The organism is Desulforamulus hydrothermalis Lam5 = DSM 18033 (assembly GCF_000315365.1).
Classification (GTDB): Bacteria; Bacillota; Desulfotomaculia; order Desulfotomaculales; family Desulfotomaculaceae; genus Desulfotomaculum; species Desulfotomaculum hydrothermale.
On the sequence record NZ_CAOS01000013.1, the window covers coordinates 115,722 to 135,785 of the forward strand.

At 49.9% G+C, this 20,064-nt stretch carries 24 protein-coding genes; 20 read left to right on the plus strand and 4 right to left on the minus strand.

Annotated elements, in window-relative coordinates:
- Window positions 1-10: 10 nt before the first annotated feature.
- On the minus strand, window positions 11-154 hold the full coding sequence (locus tag DESHY_RS14300; RefSeq protein WP_162829804.1) for a hypothetical protein: 144 nt from the start codon (window positions 152-154) through the stop codon (window positions 11-13).
- Between the two features lie 115 nt (window positions 155-269).
- Between DESHY_RS14300 and DESHY_RS10630 the strand changes: the two genes are divergently transcribed.
- The 3 genes from DESHY_RS10630 (at window position 270) to DESHY_RS10640 (ending at window position 2,187) form a co-directional block, all read left to right on the plus strand.
- Window positions 270-941: a hypothetical protein gene (locus DESHY_RS10630; protein ID WP_008412656.1), complete on the plus strand. Its 672-nt coding sequence runs from the start codon at window positions 270-272 to the stop codon at window positions 939-941.
- Between the two features lie 183 nt (window positions 942-1,124).
- A complete protein-coding gene (gene spoIIM / locus DESHY_RS10635) occupies window positions 1,125-1,757 on the plus strand; it encodes a stage II sporulation protein M (protein WP_008412657.1) in 633 nt (210 codons plus the stop codon).
- A gap of 139 nt (window positions 1,758-1,896) precedes the next feature.
- The gene (locus DESHY_RS10640; RefSeq protein ID WP_008412658.1) at window positions 1,897-2,187 is read left to right on the plus strand and encodes an alpha/beta-type small acid-soluble spore protein; all 291 of its coding nucleotides are present in this window, start codon (window positions 1,897-1,899) and stop codon (window positions 2,185-2,187) included.
- 38 nt (window positions 2,188-2,225) lie between these two features.
- Here the strand turns inward: DESHY_RS10640 and DESHY_RS10645 are convergent, their stop codons facing one another.
- Both DESHY_RS10645 and DESHY_RS10650 read right to left on the minus strand, forming a co-directional pair.
- The gene (locus tag DESHY_RS10645; protein WP_008412659.1) at window positions 2,226-2,681 is read right to left on the minus strand and encodes a DUF441 domain-containing protein; all 456 of its coding nucleotides are present in this window, start codon (window positions 2,679-2,681) and stop codon (window positions 2,226-2,228) included.
- Window positions 2,682-2,786: 105 nt separating this feature from the next.
- Window positions 2,787-3,029, minus strand: coding sequence for a hypothetical protein (locus DESHY_RS10650; protein WP_008412660.1), 243 nt, complete (start codon window positions 3,027-3,029; stop codon window positions 2,787-2,789).
- Between the two features lie 109 nt (window positions 3,030-3,138).
- Here DESHY_RS10650 and DESHY_RS10655 point away from each other — a divergent pair, with 109 nt between their 5' ends.
- From DESHY_RS10655 to DESHY_RS10720, 14 genes are all read left to right on the plus strand, one after another.
- On the plus strand, window positions 3,139-3,345 hold the full coding sequence (locus tag DESHY_RS10655; protein ID WP_008412661.1) for a hypothetical protein: 207 nt from the start codon (window positions 3,139-3,141) through the stop codon (window positions 3,343-3,345).
- A gap of 83 nt (window positions 3,346-3,428) precedes the next feature.
- Complete coding sequence (xerD, locus tag DESHY_RS10660; protein ID WP_008412662.1) at window positions 3,429-4,319, plus strand: site-specific tyrosine recombinase XerD; 891 nt, start codon at window positions 3,429-3,431, stop codon at window positions 4,317-4,319.
- Window positions 4,320-4,346: 27 nt separating this feature from the next.
- Entirely contained in the window at window positions 4,347-5,540 is a 1,194-nt protein-coding gene (locus DESHY_RS10665; protein ID WP_008412664.1) for a phosphopentomutase, read from the plus strand.
- A gap of 2 nt (window positions 5,541-5,542) precedes the next feature.
- Window positions 5,543-6,868, plus strand: a complete 1,326-nt coding sequence (locus DESHY_RS10670; protein WP_008412666.1) for a pyrimidine-nucleoside phosphorylase — start codon at window positions 5,543-5,545, stop codon at window positions 6,866-6,868.
- 153 nt (window positions 6,869-7,021) lie between these two features.
- A complete protein-coding gene (locus tag DESHY_RS10675) occupies window positions 7,022-8,236 on the plus strand; it encodes a D-alanyl-D-alanine carboxypeptidase family protein (protein ID WP_008412667.1) in 1,215 nt (404 codons plus the stop codon).
- A 398-nt stretch (window positions 8,237-8,634) separates the two neighbouring features.
- Window positions 8,635-8,973 (plus strand): anti-sigma F factor antagonist, encoded by a 339-nt coding sequence (gene spoIIAA / locus DESHY_RS10680; protein ID WP_008412669.1) that lies wholly within the window; start codon window positions 8,635-8,637, stop codon window positions 8,971-8,973.
- A gap of 13 nt (window positions 8,974-8,986) precedes the next feature.
- The gene (gene spoIIAB / locus DESHY_RS10685; RefSeq protein ID WP_048818079.1) at window positions 8,987-9,433 is read left to right on the plus strand and encodes an anti-sigma F factor; all 447 of its coding nucleotides are present in this window, start codon (window positions 8,987-8,989) and stop codon (window positions 9,431-9,433) included.
- An 18-nt stretch (window positions 9,434-9,451) separates the two neighbouring features.
- A complete protein-coding gene (gene sigF, locus DESHY_RS10690; protein ID WP_008412671.1) occupies window positions 9,452-10,234 on the plus strand; it encodes an RNA polymerase sporulation sigma factor SigF in 783 nt (260 codons plus the stop codon).
- A gap of 140 nt (window positions 10,235-10,374) precedes the next feature.
- Window positions 10,375-10,581, plus strand: a complete 207-nt coding sequence (locus DESHY_RS10695; protein WP_048818080.1) for a hypothetical protein — start codon at window positions 10,375-10,377, stop codon at window positions 10,579-10,581.
- 45 nt (window positions 10,582-10,626) lie between these two features.
- Window positions 10,627-11,085, plus strand: coding sequence for a stage V sporulation protein AC (gene spoVAC / locus DESHY_RS10700; protein WP_008412672.1), 459 nt, complete (start codon window positions 10,627-10,629; stop codon window positions 11,083-11,085).
- Between the two features lie 52 nt (window positions 11,086-11,137).
- A complete protein-coding gene (spoVAD, locus tag DESHY_RS10705) occupies window positions 11,138-12,121 on the plus strand; it encodes a stage V sporulation protein AD (RefSeq protein WP_008412673.1) in 984 nt (327 codons plus the stop codon).
- A 12-nt stretch (window positions 12,122-12,133) separates the two neighbouring features.
- Window positions 12,134-12,487, plus strand: a complete 354-nt coding sequence (spoVAE, locus tag DESHY_RS10710; protein WP_008412674.1) for a stage V sporulation protein AE — start codon at window positions 12,134-12,136, stop codon at window positions 12,485-12,487.
- A gap of 9 nt (window positions 12,488-12,496) precedes the next feature.
- Window positions 12,497-13,072, plus strand: a complete 576-nt coding sequence (gene spoVAEA, locus DESHY_RS10715; RefSeq protein ID WP_048818119.1) for a stage V sporulation protein SpoVABEA — start codon at window positions 12,497-12,499, stop codon at window positions 13,070-13,072.
- Window positions 13,057-14,583 (plus strand): spore germination protein, encoded by a 1,527-nt coding sequence (locus DESHY_RS10720; RefSeq protein ID WP_008412676.1) that lies wholly within the window; start codon window positions 13,057-13,059, stop codon window positions 14,581-14,583. Before spoVAEA ends, DESHY_RS10720 begins: the two co-directional genes overlap by 16 nt.
- Before the next feature lie 206 nt (window positions 14,584-14,789).
- Here DESHY_RS10720 and mobA read toward each other — a convergent pair whose 3' ends face one another.
- Window positions 14,790-15,380 (minus strand): molybdenum cofactor guanylyltransferase, encoded by a 591-nt coding sequence (gene mobA, locus DESHY_RS10730; RefSeq protein WP_008412678.1) that lies wholly within the window; start codon window positions 15,378-15,380, stop codon window positions 14,790-14,792.
- 429 nt (window positions 15,381-15,809) lie between these two features.
- On the opposite strand from mobA, the gene DESHY_RS10740 reads away from it, so the two are divergent.
- From DESHY_RS10740 to DESHY_RS10755, 3 genes are read left to right on the plus strand one after another with little or no spacing between them, the layout of a single operon-like run.
- A complete protein-coding gene (locus DESHY_RS10740; RefSeq protein ID WP_008412679.1) occupies window positions 15,810-16,028 on the plus strand; it encodes a twin-arginine translocase TatA/TatE family subunit in 219 nt (72 codons plus the stop codon).
- Window positions 16,029-16,075: 47 nt separating this feature from the next.
- Window positions 16,076-19,186 carry a formate dehydrogenase-N subunit alpha gene (fdnG, locus tag DESHY_RS10750; protein ID WP_143147746.1) on the plus strand — a complete coding sequence of 1,037 codons (3,111 nt, stop codon included), beginning with the start codon at window positions 16,076-16,078 and terminating at the stop codon, window positions 19,184-19,186.
- 28 nt (window positions 19,187-19,214) lie between these two features.
- On the plus strand, window positions 19,215-20,027 hold the full coding sequence (locus DESHY_RS10755; RefSeq protein WP_008412684.1) for a 4Fe-4S dicluster domain-containing protein: 813 nt from the start codon (window positions 19,215-19,217) through the stop codon (window positions 20,025-20,027).
- The last annotated feature ends 37 nt before the right edge of the window (window positions 20,028-20,064 follow it).

Here is a 20,064-nt window from a genome sequence, read left to right on the forward strand (position 1 = left end):
GGATATTATGTTAACTGTCATGCCGGTTAAAGGTGGCATTAATTAGGTCCTCCACGGTTTTATGACGACAAGCATATTGATTAATGAGTTTACATAAATCTTTAACCTGGCACAAGAAATAAACTTTATCGCTGTAGATATATACCTGGGCCATGGATGTCCCTCCTTTCCGGTTATGGGACAGTATATGAGGAAAGGCCGTGCCTTATGTGTAGCAGATACACGGCAGGAAAGTGAGAAAAGCAAAAGAACTTTGGGGGAGATATCAAGTGAAGTTAGTTACCCTTACAGCCAATGCCAGCGGTGCTGCCCGGGCTGCCCGGGAGGGCCAAGTGGTGATGGTGGTGGATGTTATTGACATGTCCACCACCCTGGAAGCGGCCCTGGATGCCGGGGCACTGGCTGTTTTAGGTGCCAGTCCGGACGGCGCATCGCCGCCGGTGGAGGTGCGGCCCGAAGCTGTGGGCAGACAGGCGGCGGCGCTGGCTTTGGCGGCGGGTACCGGTGTGGTGCTGGTCACCGAACCCCGGGTGGGCTCGGACCAGGCGAGGGCGGCCAATGCGTCCCGGTTGCTGGCGGGGGTGCGCCAGGGGGGAGCGCCGGTAACCGCCATACTGCCCAATCTGGGAGCGGAAACCCCCAAACTTGGCGACCTGGCCGGCAAAATTGTAGTGGCTGCCACCGGCACCGGCGGTGTTGCTTACGATGCGGCTGTTACCGCCGGCGCCCCGGCAGTGGTTACCGGCACAGTGGCCAGAACACTCAAAAAGAAAGGCGCCGCCCCGGCTCTGGCAGCCGCCCGGCGTGCCATAGCGGCCGCCCGGCAGCATAATACAGGCATCTGCGTGGTGGCAGCCAGCGCCAATTCATTGGAGGATTTGTTGGCGGCAGAGTACATTATGAAAACCATTATTCAGGAAGGGTTTTTAAATCAGACTTAATTGCCCGGGTCAGCAAGGTTTATTAAAGAACCTTTTTCAGGCGCCCCACAGGCAATTAGCAACCCGTTTTAGGTTTGGCTGACGACTTGCTACTCACCCGGCCAGGTCATTTTTTATGGTACTATTTAGTTCAATCCCCGGCATAAATATGTACAGGAGTTCCTGGACCGGCGGGGTGATGGCTTGGCTAAAGGTATTAAAAACATGTGGAAAGCCTCCTGGCGTGACAGTTGGCCAGTTTATTTACTGGGCTTGGCAACCTTGCTGGCAGGTCTTTGCTTTGGCTGCTGGGGTGCTTATCATTTGGATGGCTCTCAGGCCGGCCGGCTGTCAGTGCTTATAGACAGTTTTGTTAACCAGGCGGGCAGCATGACCGTGGATCGCCAGCAGGCGGTGAAAAACGCCATTGCCAACAACCTTTTTTTGGTGGGCCTGTTTTATTTGCTTGGCTTAACCGTAATAGGCATGCCGGCTGTTCTGGTCCTGCTGTCGGCCAGGGGTTTTTCCCTGGGCTTTACCATTGGGTTTCTTACCCGAGATAAGGTGGGAGAAGGCATGGTGATAGCTCTGGCTTCAGTGATGCCGCAAAATGTCTTATTTATTCCCGCCATCTACCTGGCCGGTGTGGCAGCTTTGTCTTTTTCCTGGCTTCTTATAAAAAGGTTGCTTGATTCCAAGCAGCCGGTGCTGCCGGGACTGTTGGGTTATCATGTGCTAATGCTGGTGGTTTGCTGTATTGCCGCAGCGGCCGGTCTGGTGGAAGCCTTTGTAACGCCCGACCTTACCAGGGCTGCGATAAATCTGTTAATTAAATAAATAATTGGCAATGCCGGAAATATAACTTAACATATTTTGAAGACGCAGGGGAATAATAATAGTAAACCAAGGACAAACTAATTTCTTGCCTGTCAGAAAAACTTTATGATTAATTTATTTTTGCCGGGAGGGAGTACCAATGACGCAACAGTTAACCAACATGAATTTGCCCTATGATTTAATTAAAGGCGCTGCTTTTTCCGGTTTGGTCCCCCGGGAATTGGTACCCTATGTAAAACCCGCTCTGACAGAATTCCGCAATGAAATGGCTGCCGAATTAGGAATGCCCGATTATGCCCGGATTGATAAAGGAGAGCTGCCAAGTCGGCGTAACGGGGAAGTGGGCGGCGGCATGACTAAAAAAATGGTGGCTTTTGCTGAAGCAGTGCTGGCTTGGCATTATAAAAACAGATGCCTGCTCAAGGAATAAACGGCAGGCTCCCGCCGCTCGTGCAGGCAGGAGCCTGTTTATTTTAACCAGTAAATAACTTCCAGGAACAAAGCTGCTAAGCCGGCAGCCATTAACGGCCCGATGGGAATGCCGCCCAAAAAAATAATACCGATGAGAGAACCGATTACCATGCCAAAAATTAATTGCGGGTCTAATTTAAGCAGTTTCAGGCCTTCGCCATTCATGTGAGTGGCCAGGGCGCCGCCAATTAAAGCCAGGATGCCCTGGGGTGACAGGGTGGTTATTAGCAGGTCCCGGTAGATAAGATGATCGTTGGCCAGCGGAACCAGTACCGATAACATTAAAAAGATTAACCCCACTTCCAGGCCACGGCGTTCAATGATAGTGATAACTCTGTTCAACCGGCTTAATTTTAAAATCAATAAAATACAAGCGGCTGTGGCCAGCAAACCGGAATCGGCGGCAAATCCCATGAACAGCAGTATTAACAAAAATATATTGCCCCTGGTCACCAAACTCACCTCACAATATTTACCACCCTCAAATCATCCTATGCTGCATTGAAAAAACAATATGCCAAAAAAAAGACCCTGCATTGAGGGCCGGCCGTTAACTGCTTAAATTTGCTTTTTATTTTGCAACTCCATTAACTGGGCATGAAAAGACAACATATTGGCATGCATGTTTTCAAACCCACCCCGGATGCTTTCCAGTGACCGTTTGGTTTCTAAAATAAAAGTCCTGGCATTGTCAAAATAGCGTTCTATATCTTGTTCAGTGCCTAATATTAATAAAATTAAGATTAAAAATAAGGTAAAAGGACTTTGGGCGTTTAGAGCATTGGCGTAATGCTGATCCATAGGACACCTCCGTTAAGATTAATCCTTACTGACAGGATATGGCTGGCTGTTTTGATTGGTGACAGTCCATAAACAAAGCAAAATTTTACTGCCCCGGGGAGGGAACGGTGTGCTGGTTGTGTTGGTTACCAGGTTAAAGCACAAAATATTAAAAGGGTTGAGGTTAATGCTGGTTCTTTTAATACTGTCTGTTTTAATTTGCCAGTTGGCAGGTCTGCTGCGGTCGAGCGGTTTCCCTTTGGAAGAAAAGATTCCCAGCGGCAATCCGATGAAAGTGTTGGCTCCGATCTCTCAAGTTTTGTGCTGCAAAAATTAACATAAATTAAAAAAGGAAAACTATGGATTTTTGTTGAAGTAGTCCCCCAAGGGACTATTTTTATTATAAGGAGGCGGAGGGAAATGGAACGCTGGTTGGAAGAATTTATCCATTACCTGGCAGTGGAGAGGGGTCTGGCCCAAAATACATTAGCCTCCTATCGTATAGACCTCAATCAGTATATCAATTACTTAAAAAAGCAAGGGGTTACATCACCGCCCCTGATGGAACGCAATCATATCTTAGCGTACCTGTATAAATTACAAAAAGAAGGGAAGGCGCCTGCCACCGTTTCACGTTATTTGGCAGCCATCAAGCATTTTAACCGTTTTTTGCTGGCTGAAGGGGCAATTACGGAAGACCATACGGCCGGTCTGGAATCTCCCAAGTTGGCGCAGCGGCTGCCCAAGGTACTTTCTACGGCGGAAGTGGAAACGCTGCTCAGCCAGCCACAGTTGGCAGATCCGGCGGGGATCAGGGATAAGGCTATGTTGGAGCTGCTTTACGCCACAGGTATCCGGGTTTCTGAACTGGTATCCTTAAATCTGCAGGATGTGGATTTAGATATGGGATATATCCGCTGTTTTGGCAAAGGATCCAAAGAACGAATTATTCCGCTGGGTTCTGTGGCGGCTCATTATGTACGGGAATACCTGGCCAGGTCAAGGGTCAAACTAACTAGAGGGAAAGCCGAGCACCCGGCCTTGTTTGTTAATATACAGGGCAGGCGCTTAACCCGGCAGGGTTTTTGGAAAATTATCAAAAAGTACGCCCGGGAAGGGAAAATTGATAAACATATAACACCTCACACCTTAAGACATTCCTTTGCCACCCATCTGTTGGAAAATGGCGCAGACCTGCGGGCGGTGCAGGAGATGTTGGGCCATGCTGATATATCTACCACCCAGATTTATACCCACCTAACCAAGATCAGGCTGCGGGAGGTATACACTAACGCTCACCCGAGAGCTTAAACAATACTGCATAAGGGGTGATTCTTTTTGACTCAAGCAAAAGTAAACAGGGTTACTTTGATTGTTTTGGACAGTGTGGGCATCGGAGAACTGCCGGATGCTGCAGAGTATGGCGATCAAGGAAGCAACACCCTGGCCAATGTGGCCAGGGCGGTAGGAGGATTAAAACTGCCCAACCTGGGGCGGCTGGGGCTGGGCAATATCCATCCTATCTTAGGGGTGCCTGCGGTTGGCGACCCCCTGGGAGCCTACGGCAAAATGGCCGAAGCATCCAAAGGGAAAGATACTACCACCGGACACTGGGAGATGGCAGGCATTATTCTGGAGCGGCCTTTTCCCACTTATCCCCAGGGTTTCCCGCCGGAAATAATTGCTGCTTTGGAAAAAAGAATCGGCCGGCGGGTACTGGGCAATGTGGTGGCATCCGGCACCCAAATCATTGAGGAGCTGGGACAAGAGCACATGGCTACCGGCTACCCCATTGTTTATACCTCGGCAGACAGTGTATTTCAGGTGGCAGCACATGAAGAAATTATCCCCGTACCCGAGCTTTACCGGATATGTGAAATTGCCAGGCAACTGTTGGACGGTGAACACAGGGTGGGCAGGGTGATTGCCCGTCCCTTTGTGGGGCAGCCCGGCTCCTTTAAAAGAACCGCCAACCGGCATGATTACGCTGTACCGCCGCCAACCCCCAATATTTTGACGGTGCTGCAGCAAGCAGGCATTAAAACCATGGGGGTTGGCAAAATTTACGATATATTTGCCGGCGTAGGAGTGGCGGAAAGTTATAAAACCAAAGACAACATGGACGGCGTTGAGCAAACCGTAAATTTAATGAAAAAATGCCCGTCAGGTCTGATTTTTGCTAATCTGGTGGAATATGATTCGGTTTACGGCCACCGTAACGACCCGTCAGGCTACGCCCGGGCTTTGGAGGATTTTGACCGCAGATTGCCGGAGATAATGGCTGCCATGCTGCCGGAGGAGGTATTAATCCTGACGGCGGATCATGGTTGTGATCCTACCACCGCAAGTACCGACCATAGCCGGGAATATGTTCCCTTGCTGGTATACGGGCAGCCGGTCAAGGGCGGCAGCAATCTGGGCATCCGAAGTTCATTCAGCGACGTGGCAGCAACCCTGGCTGATTTCTTTGGATTGTCTTTTCATGTAGGAACCAGCTTTGCTGAACAGGTGCTAAGGCGGGGAGGCAACTAAAAATGCGAATGGTTGACCTTATACTTAAAAAAAGACGGGGGCAGGAACTGACTGCCGAAGAAATAAATTTTTTCATTAATGGTTATACCCAGGGAGAGATACCGGATTATCAAGCAGCGGCTTTTTTGATGGCGGCTTTTTTTCAGGGATTATCTCCCCGGGAAACCGGCGATTTAACCATGGCCATGGCTAATTCCGGTGAACAGGCGGATTTATCGGCCATACCCGGCATTAAGGTGGACAAACATTCCACCGGCGGCGTAGGGGATAAAACTACTTTAATTTTAGGGCCGCTGGTGGCAGCTGCCGGGGTGCCGGTGGCTAAAATGTCCGGCCGCGGCCTGGGACATACCGGTGGCACCATTGACAAGCTGTCGTCTGTTCCGGGGTTTCAGGTGAACCTGGACAACCGGCGTTTTCTCCGGCAAGTAAAAGACATTAAGCTGGCGGTGGTGGCCCAAACCGGGCACTTAGCCCCGGCAGATAAAAAGCTTTATGCCCTGCGGGATGTTACCGCTACTGTAGACAGCATTCCCTTAATAGCAGCTTCTGTAATGAGCAAAAAAATTGCCGCCGGTGCAGATGCCATAGTGCTGGATGTAAAGGTGGGCAGCGGTGCCTTTATGAAAAATCCTGAGGCAGCCTTTACCCTGGCCGGCACCATGGTGGATATCGGCTGCCGGGTCGGACGCCAAACCGTGGCGCTGGTTACTGATATGGACCAGCCCCTGGGCAATGCTATAGGCAACGCTTTGGAGGTTAAGGAAGCTATTGACACCTTGAAGGGTCAGGGGCCGCAGGATTTGCGCCGCTTGTGCTTAAGCCTGGGCAGTGAAATGATCATGCTGGCGGGTCAGGCAGCTGATTTTGCAACCGCCCACAGCCGCCTGAGCCAGATCCTGGACAGTGGTTTAGCCTTAGCCAAATTTAAAGAGTTTATCAATGCCCAGGGTGGTAACGGGCAAATTGTTGACCAATACGAGTTGTTGCCCCAAGCCCCGGTTGTTTATGCTGTGGCTGCTGCGACGGCTGGCTATGTAGAAGCTATTCAAGCGGAACAAATCGGCCTGGCGGCCATGCAGCTGGGGGCCGGACGGGCTACTAAAGAGGCAGCCGTTGATTTAGCGGTGGGCGTAGTGTTGCGTAAAAAAGTAGGTGACCGGGTGAATACGGGCGAGCCCCTTTGTGATATTCATGCCCGGGATGAGGAAAGTGCACGCCGGGCGGAGAATATCATCCGCCAGGCTTACACTATCGGCAACCAGGCACCTGAAAAAAGAAAGCTTATCCTTGGCAAAGTAACCGGTGCAGGCAGATATGAATTCTGACATTTCTCAGGGAGTATGCCTACAATACTTAACGAGGCGTCTCCCTGATTTATTTTTTCCAGCAACTCCCTCCTGGTCTGGCGGCATATTACATGGCCAAAAGATAACAATAATAGTAAGGAGATGAATAGAGAACCTGGAGGGGGAAAGCCAATGCAACCAAAGTTTAAGTATATCTTGATCATTATCTGTCTGTTATTATCGGCAATTTTTGCTTTATCAACCGCCCTGGCCGCTCCGGCAAGCCAAAATCAACCTAAGTCGGTTAACCAGGCAAGCCAGGGTGATCAATCAGCTGCCGCTTCGCTGGAGACTACGGCGGCTACTGCTGTTTTAACGGATTATTTGTCGGGGCAGATTTTATATGATAAAAATATGCATCAGCCCAGGCCCATGGCCAGTGTTACCAAGCTGATGACCATGCTGTTGATTTGTGAAGCAGAGGCCCAGGGGAAAATTAAATTGACAGACAAAGTGGCAGTCAGTGAGCATGCTGCCGGAATGGGCGGTTCCCAGGTCTTTTTGGAGCCGGGAGAGGAAATGACCGCCAAGGAATTATTAATTTCCATCGCAACCGGTTCAGCCAACGATGCCAGTGTGGCCATGGCTGAACAGGTGGCCGGGTCGGAGGAAGCCTTTGTGGCTATGATGAACGATAAAGCTAAAGAAATGGGACTGAAAAACACCCATTTTGCCAACCCCACCGGCTTACCGGCAGAAAACCACTATACTTCTGCCTACGACATGGCTCAAATTTTGCGCGAGTGTTTAAGATATCCTTTATTCCGGGAAGTTTCCGCCATTTATGAGTATGACCTGCGGGGCGGCGAATTTAAACTTTGGAATACCAATAAGCTTCTCAAGTGGTATCCCGGCGCGGATGCCGGCAAAACCGGCTGGACCAACGAAGCCGGCTACTGCCTGGCGGCCACTGCCAAACGGGACGGTTTGCGCTTGATTTCGGTAGTGCTGGGCTGTCCCATGCCGCGTACGCATTTCCAGGAAACCATTAAAATCTTTAACTACGGCTTTGCCAGATATAAGGCGGTTAACCTGGCGGAAGCAGGACAGGTGGTAAAGGAAATTCCGGTGGGCAAGGGAGAGGTTGAAAAAGTGCCGGTAATTACTAAGGAGCCGGTTGGTCTGGTGGTACCCAAAGGGCAGGAGAAATCTGTCCGGGGTAAAATCAACCTGCCGGAAATGATTAACGCTCCTGTGCAAAAGGGGCAGACCGTTGGCAGTTATGTATTAATCAAAGACGGCCGGGAGGTGCTCAAGGTAGATTTAGTGGCAGGCCGGGAAGTCAAAAAAGCTTCGCCCCTGCAGTTGTTAAATGACATGCTGAACAGGGTGTACAGTTTGGATTAACAAACCTGCCGCCAACCGACTGTGACAAACCTTGTCGGTGGTTTATGATCCCCTTTAGCTCCGGTCTACGCACCGACAGCACTATGATTCGCTCCGTTCGCCATTGATGTCGCCTCAAACGGGCCATCCTGGCCCGGTTCGGCTGGCGCCCACGTCCTGTGGGCGCCACCCCAATGGCTCCTACGCTTATCAAGTGCTGTTACCGGTGCTTCGACAAGTCGCCGGCAGGGGATCATAAAACCACTTTTTTGTTATTACAGCTTTGTATGCATATTGCACAGTGTTAACCAATGACTGCTTTCTTCGACATTAGTTTTGGAAATTTTTAGCAGGAATTCCCGGAGATAAAATAGAAAATGGCATGGCAGGGAATTTCTTGGGAAGGGGAGACTGTCGGGATGCATTTAGATATGGAATATCAACAGGAAACCTTGCTGGTTCGCCTGGGAGGAGATTTAGACCTGGGTGTGGCCGATCAATTGCGTAAAACTTTAGATAATCAATTAGATGAAAAAAAAATAAAAAATTTAATTTTAAATTTAAACCGGGTAACCTTTATCGACAGTTCCGGTTTAGGGGTAATTTTAGGACGATACAAGCGTTTGGCTAATCAAGGAGGTAAAGTTATCCTGGTGGGGGCACAACCGCAGGTGAAAAGAATATTAGAGCTGTCCGGCCTGCTGCAGATTATGGAAGATTATCCTGACGAGCCCAAGGCATTGAGCAAGATTGTTTAAAGGAGTGGTGGCGGTGAAGATGCTTAACCGGTGTACCCTGGAGTTTGCCAGCCAACCGGAAAATGTGGCCTTTGCCCGGGTGGCTGTGGCAGCTTTTGCCTCGCAGCTGGATTATACTTTGCCCGAATTAGAAGAAATAAAGGTAGCTGTTTCAGAAGCAGTGGGCAATGCAATTATTCATGGTTACCGCAATAAACCGGACGAAACGGTACAGGTAAAAGTTGTTATTTACAAAAGCGGCATTGAAATTCAGGTGGTGGATCAGGGCTGCGGCATTGCTGACATTGATTTGGCCATGCAGCCGGCTTACTCCAGCGACCCGGAACGAATGGGACTGGGCTTTGTTTTCATGCGTTCATTCAGTGATCGCCTGCAGGTGGTATCTGCGCCGGGTCAGGGGACCACAGTAATCATGTTTAAACACATCAAAATGCGCAAAGCCAAAGCCCGGGCAAATTAAAACAAAGGCGGGCTGCCTATGAGTTCAACCAGGTTACTGGAAATGAATCTTCCCCGTTTTCCCCTGCTTAGCGACAAAGAGATGAGAAAACTGTTAAAAAAAGCTCAGGCCGGGGATACAGAAGCCAGGGAACGATTGGTAAACTGCAATTTAAAATTAGTTTTTAATTTAGTGCAGCGCTTTAATAATCGTGGTTACGAGCTGGAAGACCTGTTTCAAATCGGCTGTATCGGATTAATGAAGGCCATAGACAAGTTTGATTTGTCCTATGATGTTAAATTTTCCACCTATGCGGTGCCTATGATTGTGGGTGAGATAAGACGCTTTCTACGGGATGACAGTCCGGTCAAGGTAAGCCGTTCCTTAAAGGAAACAGCCTATAAAATCCAGCAAACCAGGGATCGCCTGACAGCCAGACTGGGGCGTGAACCCTCCATCAATGAAATTGCTGACGAGCTGGGGTTTGGCCGTGAAGAAGTTGTCAATGCTCTGGAAGCTGCCCAAACCCCCACTTCAATTTACGAAACGCTGCATCAAGATGACGGTGATCCCATTTATATTTTAGACCAGTTAAGCGGTGAGGCGGACGGTGACGCTCCCTGGCTGGAAAAATTGGCGGTTAAGCAACTGTTGATTGAACTGCCGGAAAGGGACAGGCAGATATTATTATGGAGATTTTTTGAGGATAAGACACAGTCTGAAGTAGCCCTCCGGCTGGGTCTTTCACAGGTACAGGTATCACGACTGGAACGCCAGGCCCTGAAAAAGTTAAAAGAATTAATACAACAAACCGGCAGCTGATTCGTTGGGGTAAGCTGCCGGTTTTTATTTGCCTGAAGGGAAAAGAATAAAATTAAGTGTTTAACACATAATACCTTTAAGTTTGCAATTTAAAATTAACAGGTGTCGCTACAGCTTGTAGAAAAGGTGGTAAAACAAAATTGAGGTGGTTTTGTGGTCCCCTGCCAGCAATTTATCGAACAGCACTTGATGTGGCGAAACAGCCGTTGGGGTGGCGACGGCGGGAAGTGGGCGCCGGTCAAACCGGACAGGAGGGCCGGTTTGGATGGGAGCAAATCATTGTGCTGTCGGAGCATCGACCGGAGCCAAAGGGGATCATCATCCAGCGGTTGCAGGGACACCCTTAACAGGTGTCCCTAAAACTATCACAGTAAGGGGTGGCGAAACAAACCATGAAATTCCCCCATCTCTTTGAAATGCAGCAAGAAATGTATAAAAAGCTGGTGCAGCAGGTTAAGCCTAAACCGCGGGTGGTGCAAAACGGGGTCATGGCTTTTTTGGCGGGAGGAGCCATTTGTGCCATGGGACAGCTGTTGTGTGATTTTTTTGCGGCACGGCAACTGCCGGCCCAGGATGCCGGTTTGGCCGCCACAGTAATATTGATCTTGCTGGCAGCTTTGTTAACGGGTGCGGGCATCTATAATGACATTGCCAGGTATGCCGGCGCCGGGGTGATTGTTCCCATTACCGGCTTTGCTAACTCAATGGTAGCTCCGGCAATGGAGTTCCGCAGCGAAGGTATGGTTTTTGGGGTGGGGGCCAGGTTGTTTTCCATTGCCGGCCCGGTGCTGGTGTTTGGAATTGTCAGTGCCTGGCTGGTGGGTTTAATTGCGCTGGTATTTTCGCTCTAAAAATACAGTTTAAGGGCGGTGTCATGACATAAAGGCAGGGAAAAAAGTTGGCTTGCAAACCGTGGCCTTCTGTAATCCCCCGGTTATCCTGGCTGCCGCCTGCATCGTGGGGCCCCGGGAGGGAGAGGGACCGCTGCAGGGTTTCTTTGATAAAGTTCTGGATGATATGTATTACGGTGAAAAAACCTGGGAGAAAGCGGAACAAAAGATACTGGAAGAAACCATGCGGCTGGCTTTGCAAAAGACCTCTTTAAAAACCGAGGATATTGATTTTATGCTGGCCGGAGACCTGACCAACCAAATTATTGCAGCCAATTTTACGGCCAGAAATCTGGCCATACCCTTTCTGGGGCTTTACGGTGCCTGTGCCACCATGTATGAAGGGTTGGTTTTGGGCAGTGTGCTGATTGACGGGGGATTTGCCCGTTATGTGTTGGTAGGTGCTTCCAGTCATTATGCTACAGCTGAGCGGCAGTTTCGCTTTCCCACAGAGCAGGGCGTGCAAAAGCCCTTATCGGCCCAACAAACAGTTACCGGTGCCGGGGCGGTAGTTTTGGCAGCCCGGGGTCAAGGACCGCGCATTACTCATGCCACGGTGGGCAAAGTAATGGATTTTGGCACAGGAGATGCCAGCGATATGGGGGCGGCCATGGCCCCGGCCGCCGCAGCGACCCTTTTGCAGCACTGTCAGGATACCGGGCGCCGGCCGGATGCTTATGATCTGATTGTCACCGGTGATCTGGGCCTATATGGCCGGGAACTGGTGATAAAACTGTTAGAGCAAAGAGAAATAAAGCTGCTTGACAACTATCAAGATTGCGGGGTGTTAATCTTTAACCGTGATACCTATGCCGGGGGCAGCGGTTGTGCTTGCTCCGCAGTGGTTACCTGCGGATATATCCTGAACCGCATCAACCAGGGTGAAATAAAAAATTTTTTGGGTATCGGCACCGGCGCCCTGCTTTCAACTTGCAGCTGCCTGCAGGGAGAATCTATTCCCGGCATTGGCCATGCTGTAGCCATAGAGGCGGGCTAAGGAGGGTTCTTCATGTTGGTCAAGGCTTTTCTGGTGGGAGGTGTTATTTGTTTAATCGGGCAGTTGATCATGGATTTAACCAGCTATAAAGTTACGCCCGGGCATATTTTGGTTGGTTTTGTGACAGCCGGAGTCTTTCTCAGTGCCCTGGGACTTTACCAGCCGCTGGTGGATTTTGCCGGAGCCGGTGCCACCGTACCTCTGACCGGGTTTGGACATTTACTGGCCCAGGGTGCCATAGAGGAAGCGCGTCGCACCGGCCTGGGGGGGGTTTTTCGGGGAGCCGTCAACGCTGCAGCGGGTGGCCTGACAGCGGCAGTGGTATTTGGTTACCTGGCGGCCCTGCTGTTCAGACCAAAGGGGTAGGTGTTAGCGGTGAACCAGAAAAGACATGTCATCCTGGTAACTGACGGTGATTTGGCGGCCCGCCGCGCCCTGGAAACGGCGGCCAAAAATATCGGGGCCAGGTGTATTTCGATGTCTGCCGGCAATCCGACCCGCTTGAACGGGCAGCAGTTGCTTGAACTGATCAAGGCGGCTCCTCATGACCCGGTAATTGTAATGTTTGACGATAAAGGGGTAGCCGGCGAGGGGCAGGGGGAAAAAGCCCTGCTGGAGATTTATAACTGCCCGGATATTAATGTGCTGGGGGTGCTGGCTGTAGCATCTAATTCCCATTGTCATGAGGCGGCTCGGGTGGATGTTTCGGTCACCGCTGCCGGCGAGGTGGTGCAGGAGGCAGTGACCAAAGAAGGTAAAGCAACCCGGGGCAAAGAGCTGCAGGGAGATACGGTAGGAATCATTAACCGCCTGGCATTTCCTGTAGTGGTGGGTGTTGGGGATGTTGGCAAAATGCTTGGGGCGGACGACTATCATATGGGGGCGCCGGTAACCACCAAGGCTTTGCAGGAAATTATAAAAAGGAGTGGCTTTAAATGGCAGCAACCGTAAAAGAAGCACCCAGAGTATCGGCTAATTTAGAGAGAAATATTGCCTACTTGAACAGCACCTTGGGTTACGGTAAAAGTTTTGACATTGTATTAAGGCGTTTTAATGTGGCCGGCAAAGAAATTGCCATGTATTTTGTTAACGGTTTTGTTAAAGATGATGTGATGGCATTAATTTTGCGCAACCTGGATGAACTAAAAAGAAGCGATGTTAGCCCTAACAGCTTGCAAAAACTGTTTAACGAGCACATCAATCACATCCAGGTGGAAGCGGTCGACGATTTGGAAAAGGTCATTGACCAGGTTTTAAGCGGTCCCCTGGCCCTGTTAATAGACGGTGAGGAACAGGCCTTAATTATTGATCTGCGGATATATCCTTCCCGTGCGCCCCAGGAACCGGATTTGGAAAAGGTGGTACGGGGGCCCAGAGACGGTTTTGTAGAAACTATTTTAATGAACACACTGCTTATCAGAAGGCGCCTGCGCGACCCCCGCCTGCGCAATGAAGTAATGCAAGTGGGTACCCGGTCGAAAACAGACATTGTTATTTCTTACATTGAAGATATAGCTAACCCGGAACTGGTAAAAAAAGTAAAGGAAAATTTGCAAAAGGTTAAGATTGACGGTATACCCATGGCAGAAAAGGCCATTGAAGAATTAATCCAACCGGGTAGATTCGGCCATCTTTTTCCCAAGGTACGCTTTACCGAACGGCCTGATGTGGCGGTGGCCCACTTGCTGGAAGGGAGAATTTTAGTGATGGTGGATACCTCCCCCAGCATGATTATTACTCCCTGTACCTTGTGGGATCATCTGCAGGCGGCAGAGGAATACCGGCAAGGCCCGCCGGTGGGAGTATATATCCGCTGGGTACGTTATCTGGGGGTGCTGGCAGCTCTGTTTTTGTTGCCTTTATGGTTTTTATTTGCCGTCCAACCGGAATTGCTGCCTCCCTCTCTAAGATTTATCGGACCTAATGAACCGGGTAAAATACCCCTGATCGGCCAGTTTGTGACGGCGGAATTAGCCATCGATATGATCCGGCTGGCCACTGTACATACACCTTCGCCGCTGGCTACCTCAACAGGCATCATCGCGGCATTGCTGGTGGGTGATGTGGCCATCTCGGTGGGATTGTTTAATGCCGAAGTTGTAATGTATACTGCTATTGCTGCGGTGGCATCCTTTATGATTCCCAGCTACGAAATGAGTTGGGCCATCAGGATTGTCCGGTTGTTCCTCTTGCTGGCGGCCGCTGCTTTTAAGCTGCCGGGTTTAATTATCGCCACTCTGCTGGTGCTGGTCTACCTGGTTCGTACCAAATCCCTTGATGTTCCTTATATGTGGCCCTTATTCCCCTTTAATGCCAAAGAAATGCTGGCAGTTCTGGTGCGCACCCCGGTGGCTGTGAGAAACACCAGGCCGGCCGTTTTTCGCCCGCAGGATGTCATCAGGCAGGCAGCGCCGGCAGCCGCCCGTAAGCCTGAGGAAAAGCCAAAGGACCGAATAAAGTAAAGTTTCCGGCCGCAAGAGTTTAAAAGGCAATCATCCCGTCCCACTTTAATAGTGAAACGGGATGATTTTTTATTGTTTTTGGGCAGCTCTTTTCGCTTTCAAGCGCTGTTGCCGGTAGTTCGACAAGATTGGCAGGGGCTCAAAAAACACCCCTGCGTTGTTATTTACACCTTTGTCTGCAGCCTGCTTATATTGGCATACAATTATTATTTTATGCCGGTTATCTGTTGATAATCAGACGGGGTGTTGACGTTAAAGAAAATGCGATCCCAATTATACTCTGGGTGTTGTGCAAAATCAAAATAATTTATGTTAACCCATTGATAAAATGATGTTATTTTTGGCTGTCCGTTTTGCAAGGATTTTTCCACCGCAGGCAAGCACTCTTTGCTGTAGGCTGCGTACAGCGGTTGCAGAAAAGCGCCCAGCCGGGGGACAACCCCTTGATAAGAGTGCAGCAGTTGAGTCAACTGCCAGGCCAGCCGGGGGTCAATAAAAGGCATATCACAGGCTGTAAAAAAAGCCCCGGCTGAGGAGATGTGAGTAAGGCCGCTGTGAATGCCAGCCAAGGGGCCCTGGTTGAGAAAAATATCACTATAAACAGGCAAGCCAAAACGGGCATAAACTTGAGGTTGGTTGCTGATAATGATTACTTCTTTAAAATAAGGTGTCAGGCGGTCAATAATTATTTGCATAATTGATTTGCCGTTTATCTGCAGCAGGGCTTTATTGGTTTGCATGCGGCGGCTGCTGCCGCCGGCCAGAATAACTGCGGCAAAGTTAGTTTGATCAGTCACTGTTAATCACACTTTCTATAATATTTGCTTACCCATGCTTATTAGTTAACGACTTTAAATTGTGAAAAAAATCCGCAATGCCATAAAGATTGCGATTAAAGAAGAACTGGCCTGGCAGTAAAAATATTTTAACCCATATTATTGCTAACAGCATTTCCAGTATTTTTTAATTGTTCGGAAAATATATTATTATTATACTTGAACAATTTTTTTTTGCAAAGGCGGTGATGGATAAACCGGTCCCCTGATGTAAGACAGTTCCCGGACCCCGTGTTAAACGACAATAAGTTTATTAAATTTTCAGACAGCGTTTTATATTCATGTTGCCAAGCAGCATGTTTGTTGGCATAATGAATACAAGCATAACTTAATACAGGTTGCCGGATACAATCTGCCGGCAAAACCAAACACAACATAACAGAAAGGGGCGTGAACGTCTTCTTCGAGGGAATTTTTCAACCAACCCACTTGTTCCTTATTTTAATTGTGGTCTTGATTATCTTCGGACCCGGCAAGCTGCCCGAGGTTGGTAAAGCCATGGGCAAAACAGTCAGTGAGTTCAGGCGGGCAACTTCGGCCAGCTTTGAACAAGAAGAGAAAAAAGAAAAAGAGAAGTCTGCCAAGGAAAAGGAAGAATCAGACAAATAACAACCCATATCAAAGAATCCCGGTAAAACCGAGGGGGTTAAGGTTACATGAGAAAAATAAGCAGGCGCGATTTTTTAAAAAATCTTGGGCTGGGGACGGCCGGGCTGAGCTTGGTGGCAAGCCCTGCCCTGGCTTCTGAGTCCCATGATAAAATCACGGGCGAGAAATTACCGGCCAAAATCAGAAAAGTTAAAGAAACCTATACAGTTTGCGCTTTTTGCGGCTGCGGCTGCGGTATTATCCTTTATACCAACAACGATAATAAAATTGTATACTGCGAAGGGGACCCGGATCACCCCATTAATGAAGGCACCATCTGCTCCAAGGGCAATGCCATTATTGATGCATATAATACTGTTGAAAAGAAAGGCAACCGTGTCATCAACAAGCTGCGGGTGACCAAGCCGCTGTACCGGGCGCCCGGCAGCACCAAATGGGAAGAAAAAAGCTGGGACTGGGTTCTGGCAGAGGTTGCCAAGCGTGTTAAGGCTACCCGGGATGCCACATTTGAAGAAAAAGATGATAAAGGTGTAACAGTTAACCGGACCACCGCCATGGCTGCCTTGGGCAGCGCTTCATTGGACAACGAAGAAAACTACCTGCTGCATAAAATGTTCAGAGCGTGGGGGTTGTTAAATATAGACCACCACGCCCGTCTCTGACACTCCTCCACAGTAGCCGGTCTGGCTGCTTCTTTCGGACGGGGTGTAATGACCAACCATTTTATCGACTTTATCAATACTGACGTATTTTTAATGATTGGTTCCAACTCAGCGGAAAACCACCCGCAGTCCATGCGCTGGATTATGAAAGCCAGGGACAAGGGTGCCAAGTTAATTGTGGTGGATCCGCGCTTAACCAAATCTGCCGGCCTGGCTGACCTGTTTGTACGTCTGCGGCCCGGCACTGATATAGCGTTTATTAACGGAATGATTAATCATATAATTCAAAATAATTTGTATTTTAAGGAATATGTTTTGCATTACACCAATGCCAGCTTCTTGATTAACCCGGAATATAAATTTGAAGACGGCGTTTTTTCCGGCTTAACCGAAAAAGACGGCAAGAAAGTCTACGATACCAAAACCTGGCAGTACCAGACGGAGGGCGATCCGGCCAAGGACGGCCTGCGGGAAGAAGCGATTTTGAAGGATCCCACCCTGCAGGATCCTAACTGTGTATTTCAAATTCTCAAGCGTCATGTCAGCCGGTACGACCTAAAGACGGTTTCGGCCATCACCGGTACGCCGGAGGAAAATTTGCGGCAGGCTTATGATTTATTTGCCTCCACCGGCAAGCCGGACAGGGCGGGTAACGTAATTTACGCCATGGGCATTACCCAGCATACCCATGGGTCCCAAAACTGCCGTGCTTTAGCCGTTTTGCAGTTGTTGCTGGGCAATATAGGCATTGCCGGCGGCGGTGTCAACGCCCAGCGGGGTGAATCCAACGTTCAGGGTTCCACCGATATGGCCATGCTGCATCACCTGCTGCCCGGTTACAACCCGATGATTTATGCCAGCCGGCACAGCAAATTACAGGACTACCTGGATAAGGACGTGCCGAAAACCGGCTACTGGTCCAACCGGGGCAAATTCTTAATCAGTATGTTAAAGGCCTGGTATGGCGATAAAGCCACGCCGGAAAATGACTTTTGCTTTGACTGGCTGCCCAAACATGACGGCAAAAACCGCAGCCATATGGGTATTTTTGAACAAATGGATCAGGGCAAAATTAAGGGCTTGTTTGCCTGGGGCCAAAACCCCGCAGTAGGCGGCCCGTCTGCCGAACAATCCCGCAAAGCCATGGAGAAACTGGAGTGGCTGGTGGCGGTAGACTTATTCGAAACCGAAACAGCCGCTTTCTGGCACCGGCCGGGAGCCGATCCGACCAAAATCAAGACAGAGGTCTTCCTGCTGCCGGCTGCCATGTCATACGAAAAAGAAGGTACGGTTACCAACAGCGGCCGCTGGTTGCAGTTCCGCTACAAAGCGGTGGATCCGCCGGGTGAAGCGAAAAGCGACCTATGGATTGCCGACCGGCTGTTTAAGGCTGTCAAAAAAGCATACCAGAGCGGCGGCAAGTTTCCTGAGCCCATGTTAAACATGGTTTGGAATTACGACCGGCCCGGCGAAGATGAACCCAATATTGAACAGGTGGCTGTCGAGATTAACGGCTACGATGTTAAAACCAAACAAGTGTTGCCTGGCTTTGCCAAGCTGCAAGATGACGGTTCCACCGCCTGCGGTTGCTGGATTCACAGCGGCTACTGGGCCTTGGACAAAGAAGCCGGTACGGTGGCTGCCAAGCGAAAATTGCTTAAAGATAAGTCCGGCTTGGGGCTGTACCCGCAGTTTTCCTTTGCCTGGCCTGCCAACCGCCGCATTGTTTATAACCGTTGTTCTGCCGACCCGGCCGGCAACCCCTGGAATGCCAAAAAGGCCTTGGTTAAATGGGATGCCTTGGCCGGCAAGTGGGTTACTGCCGATGTACCGGACTTTAAGGCGGCCGATCCGCCCAAGGATCCCGACGGCCAGCCGACGCCTGTACCACCGGAGAAAACTGTACCTTTCCTGATGCAAGAGGAAGGCCGTGGCCGCCTGTTTGCGGTGAAGGGTGTGGTGGACGGCCCGTTGCCTGAACACTACGAACCTATTGAGAGTCCGGTGCTAAACCTCCTGTCCAAGCAGCAAAATATGCCTTTGGCCACCCGGTTTAAGGGTGATTTCAGCAAACTGGCCGAAACCGCCAGTGAACAATACCCCTATGTGGCCACTACCCACAGGGTTATTGAACATTACCAGAGTGGTGCTGTCACCCGTAACTGCCCGACCTTAGCAGAAATTTCAGCTCACATGTTTGCCAATATTTCACCGACCCTGGCGCAAAAGATTGGCGTAAAAACCGGCGATGATGTGGTGATTGAAACCGCCCGGGGTCAAATCACCTGCAAAGTTGCTGTTTCCGGTGTCTGCTTGCCCCTTAAGGTCAACGGAAAAGAAGTTGAGATCGTTGGCATGCCCTGGTGTTTTGGTTATCAAGGCATTGCCAGGGGAGCTTCTGCCAATAGCCTGACGCCCTGTGTCGGTGACCCGAACACCAGTATACCGGAATACAAAGCTTTCTTGTGCAACATCAAGAAAGCCGGCAAACAATAAAAGAGCAGTGCTAATGGGGGTGTAAAAAGTGCCAAAAGGCGTTCTCGTTGATATAACCAGATGTATGGGCTGCAAGGCGTGCCAAGTGGCCTGCAAGCAGTGGAACGACCTGCCGTCAGGTGTTCCTGAATTTAAAGAAGGGCTTACCAGCCCGCCGGAAATGAACGGCTATACCTACACTACGGTACGCATCGAAGTGGTGGAAAAAGCAAATGATTACACCATGAGGTCTGCCAAGCGGCAGTGCATGCACTGCGAGCACCCGGCCTGCGCTTCGGCCTGCTTTGCTAAAGCACTGCAAAAAGACCCCAAGACAGGTGCGGTGGTCTACCATTCCCACCTCTGTGTGGGGTGCCGTTACTGCATGCTGGCTTGCCCCTTTGATATACCGAAATACCAGTGGGATAAACAATTCCCCCTGGTTGCCAAATGCCAGTTTTGTTTTGATCCCAAGGGCAAATATGATCGTCTGGGGTATGGTTTGCAGCCGGCCTGCGTGGATACCTGCCCCACCGGCGCTTTGAAGTTCGGCGAGCGGGATGAACTGCTCAAAGAAGCCTGGCAGCGGATCAACAGCAACCCCAAATATATCAAACATGTCATGGGCGAAAAAGAAGCCGGCGGTACCTCGTGGCTGTATATCTCCGACGTACCCTTTGAAACCTTTGGCTTCCGTCGCAACCTGGGTACCAGGCCGTTGCCGGAGTACTCCCATAATTTCCTGAAATGGACACCTTTCATTGCCGTAGGCTGGGGTACTCTGCTGACTGTCTTGTACCACTATACCAAGCGCCGTCAACAGGTGGCTTCGGAAAGCGGCAAACAAGATGTTCATATGTAAACACTTGTTAAGAAAGTGTAATCAAAGGTGATTGGGG

Excerpts from the sequence above, each read along its gene's own strand:
- DESHY_RS10720 (WP_008412676.1), top strand. The coding sequence starts at position 13,057 with ATGGCAGCAACCGTAAAAGAAGCACCCAGAGTATCGGCTAATTTAGAG.
- DESHY_RS10675 (WP_008412667.1), top strand. The coding sequence starts at position 7,022 with ATGCAACCAAAGTTTAAGTATATCTTGATCATTATCTGTCTGTTATTA.
- spoVAE (WP_008412674.1), top strand. The coding sequence starts at position 12,134 with ATGTTGGTCAAGGCTTTTCTGGTGGGAGGTGTTATTTGTTTAATCGGG.
- DESHY_RS10650 (WP_008412660.1), bottom strand. The coding sequence starts at position 3,029 with ATGGATCAGCATTACGCCAATGCTCTAAACGCCCAAAGTCCTTTTACC.
- spoVAC (WP_008412672.1), top strand. The coding sequence starts at position 10,627 with ATGAAATTCCCCCATCTCTTTGAAATGCAGCAAGAAATGTATAAAAAG.
- spoIIAA (WP_008412669.1), top strand. The coding sequence starts at position 8,635 with ATGCATTTAGATATGGAATATCAACAGGAAACCTTGCTGGTTCGCCTG.
- DESHY_RS10670 (WP_008412666.1), top strand. The coding sequence starts at position 5,543 with ATGCGAATGGTTGACCTTATACTTAAAAAAAGACGGGGGCAGGAACTG.
- DESHY_RS14300 (WP_162829804.1), bottom strand. The coding sequence starts at position 154 with ATGGCCCAGGTATATATCTACAGCGATAAAGTTTATTTCTTGTGCCAG.
- sigF (WP_008412671.1), top strand. The coding sequence starts at position 9,452 with ATGAGTTCAACCAGGTTACTGGAAATGAATCTTCCCCGTTTTCCCCTG.
- xerD (WP_008412662.1), top strand. The coding sequence starts at position 3,429 with ATGGAACGCTGGTTGGAAGAATTTATCCATTACCTGGCAGTGGAGAGG.
- DESHY_RS10640 (WP_008412658.1), top strand. The coding sequence starts at position 1,897 with ATGACGCAACAGTTAACCAACATGAATTTGCCCTATGATTTAATTAAA.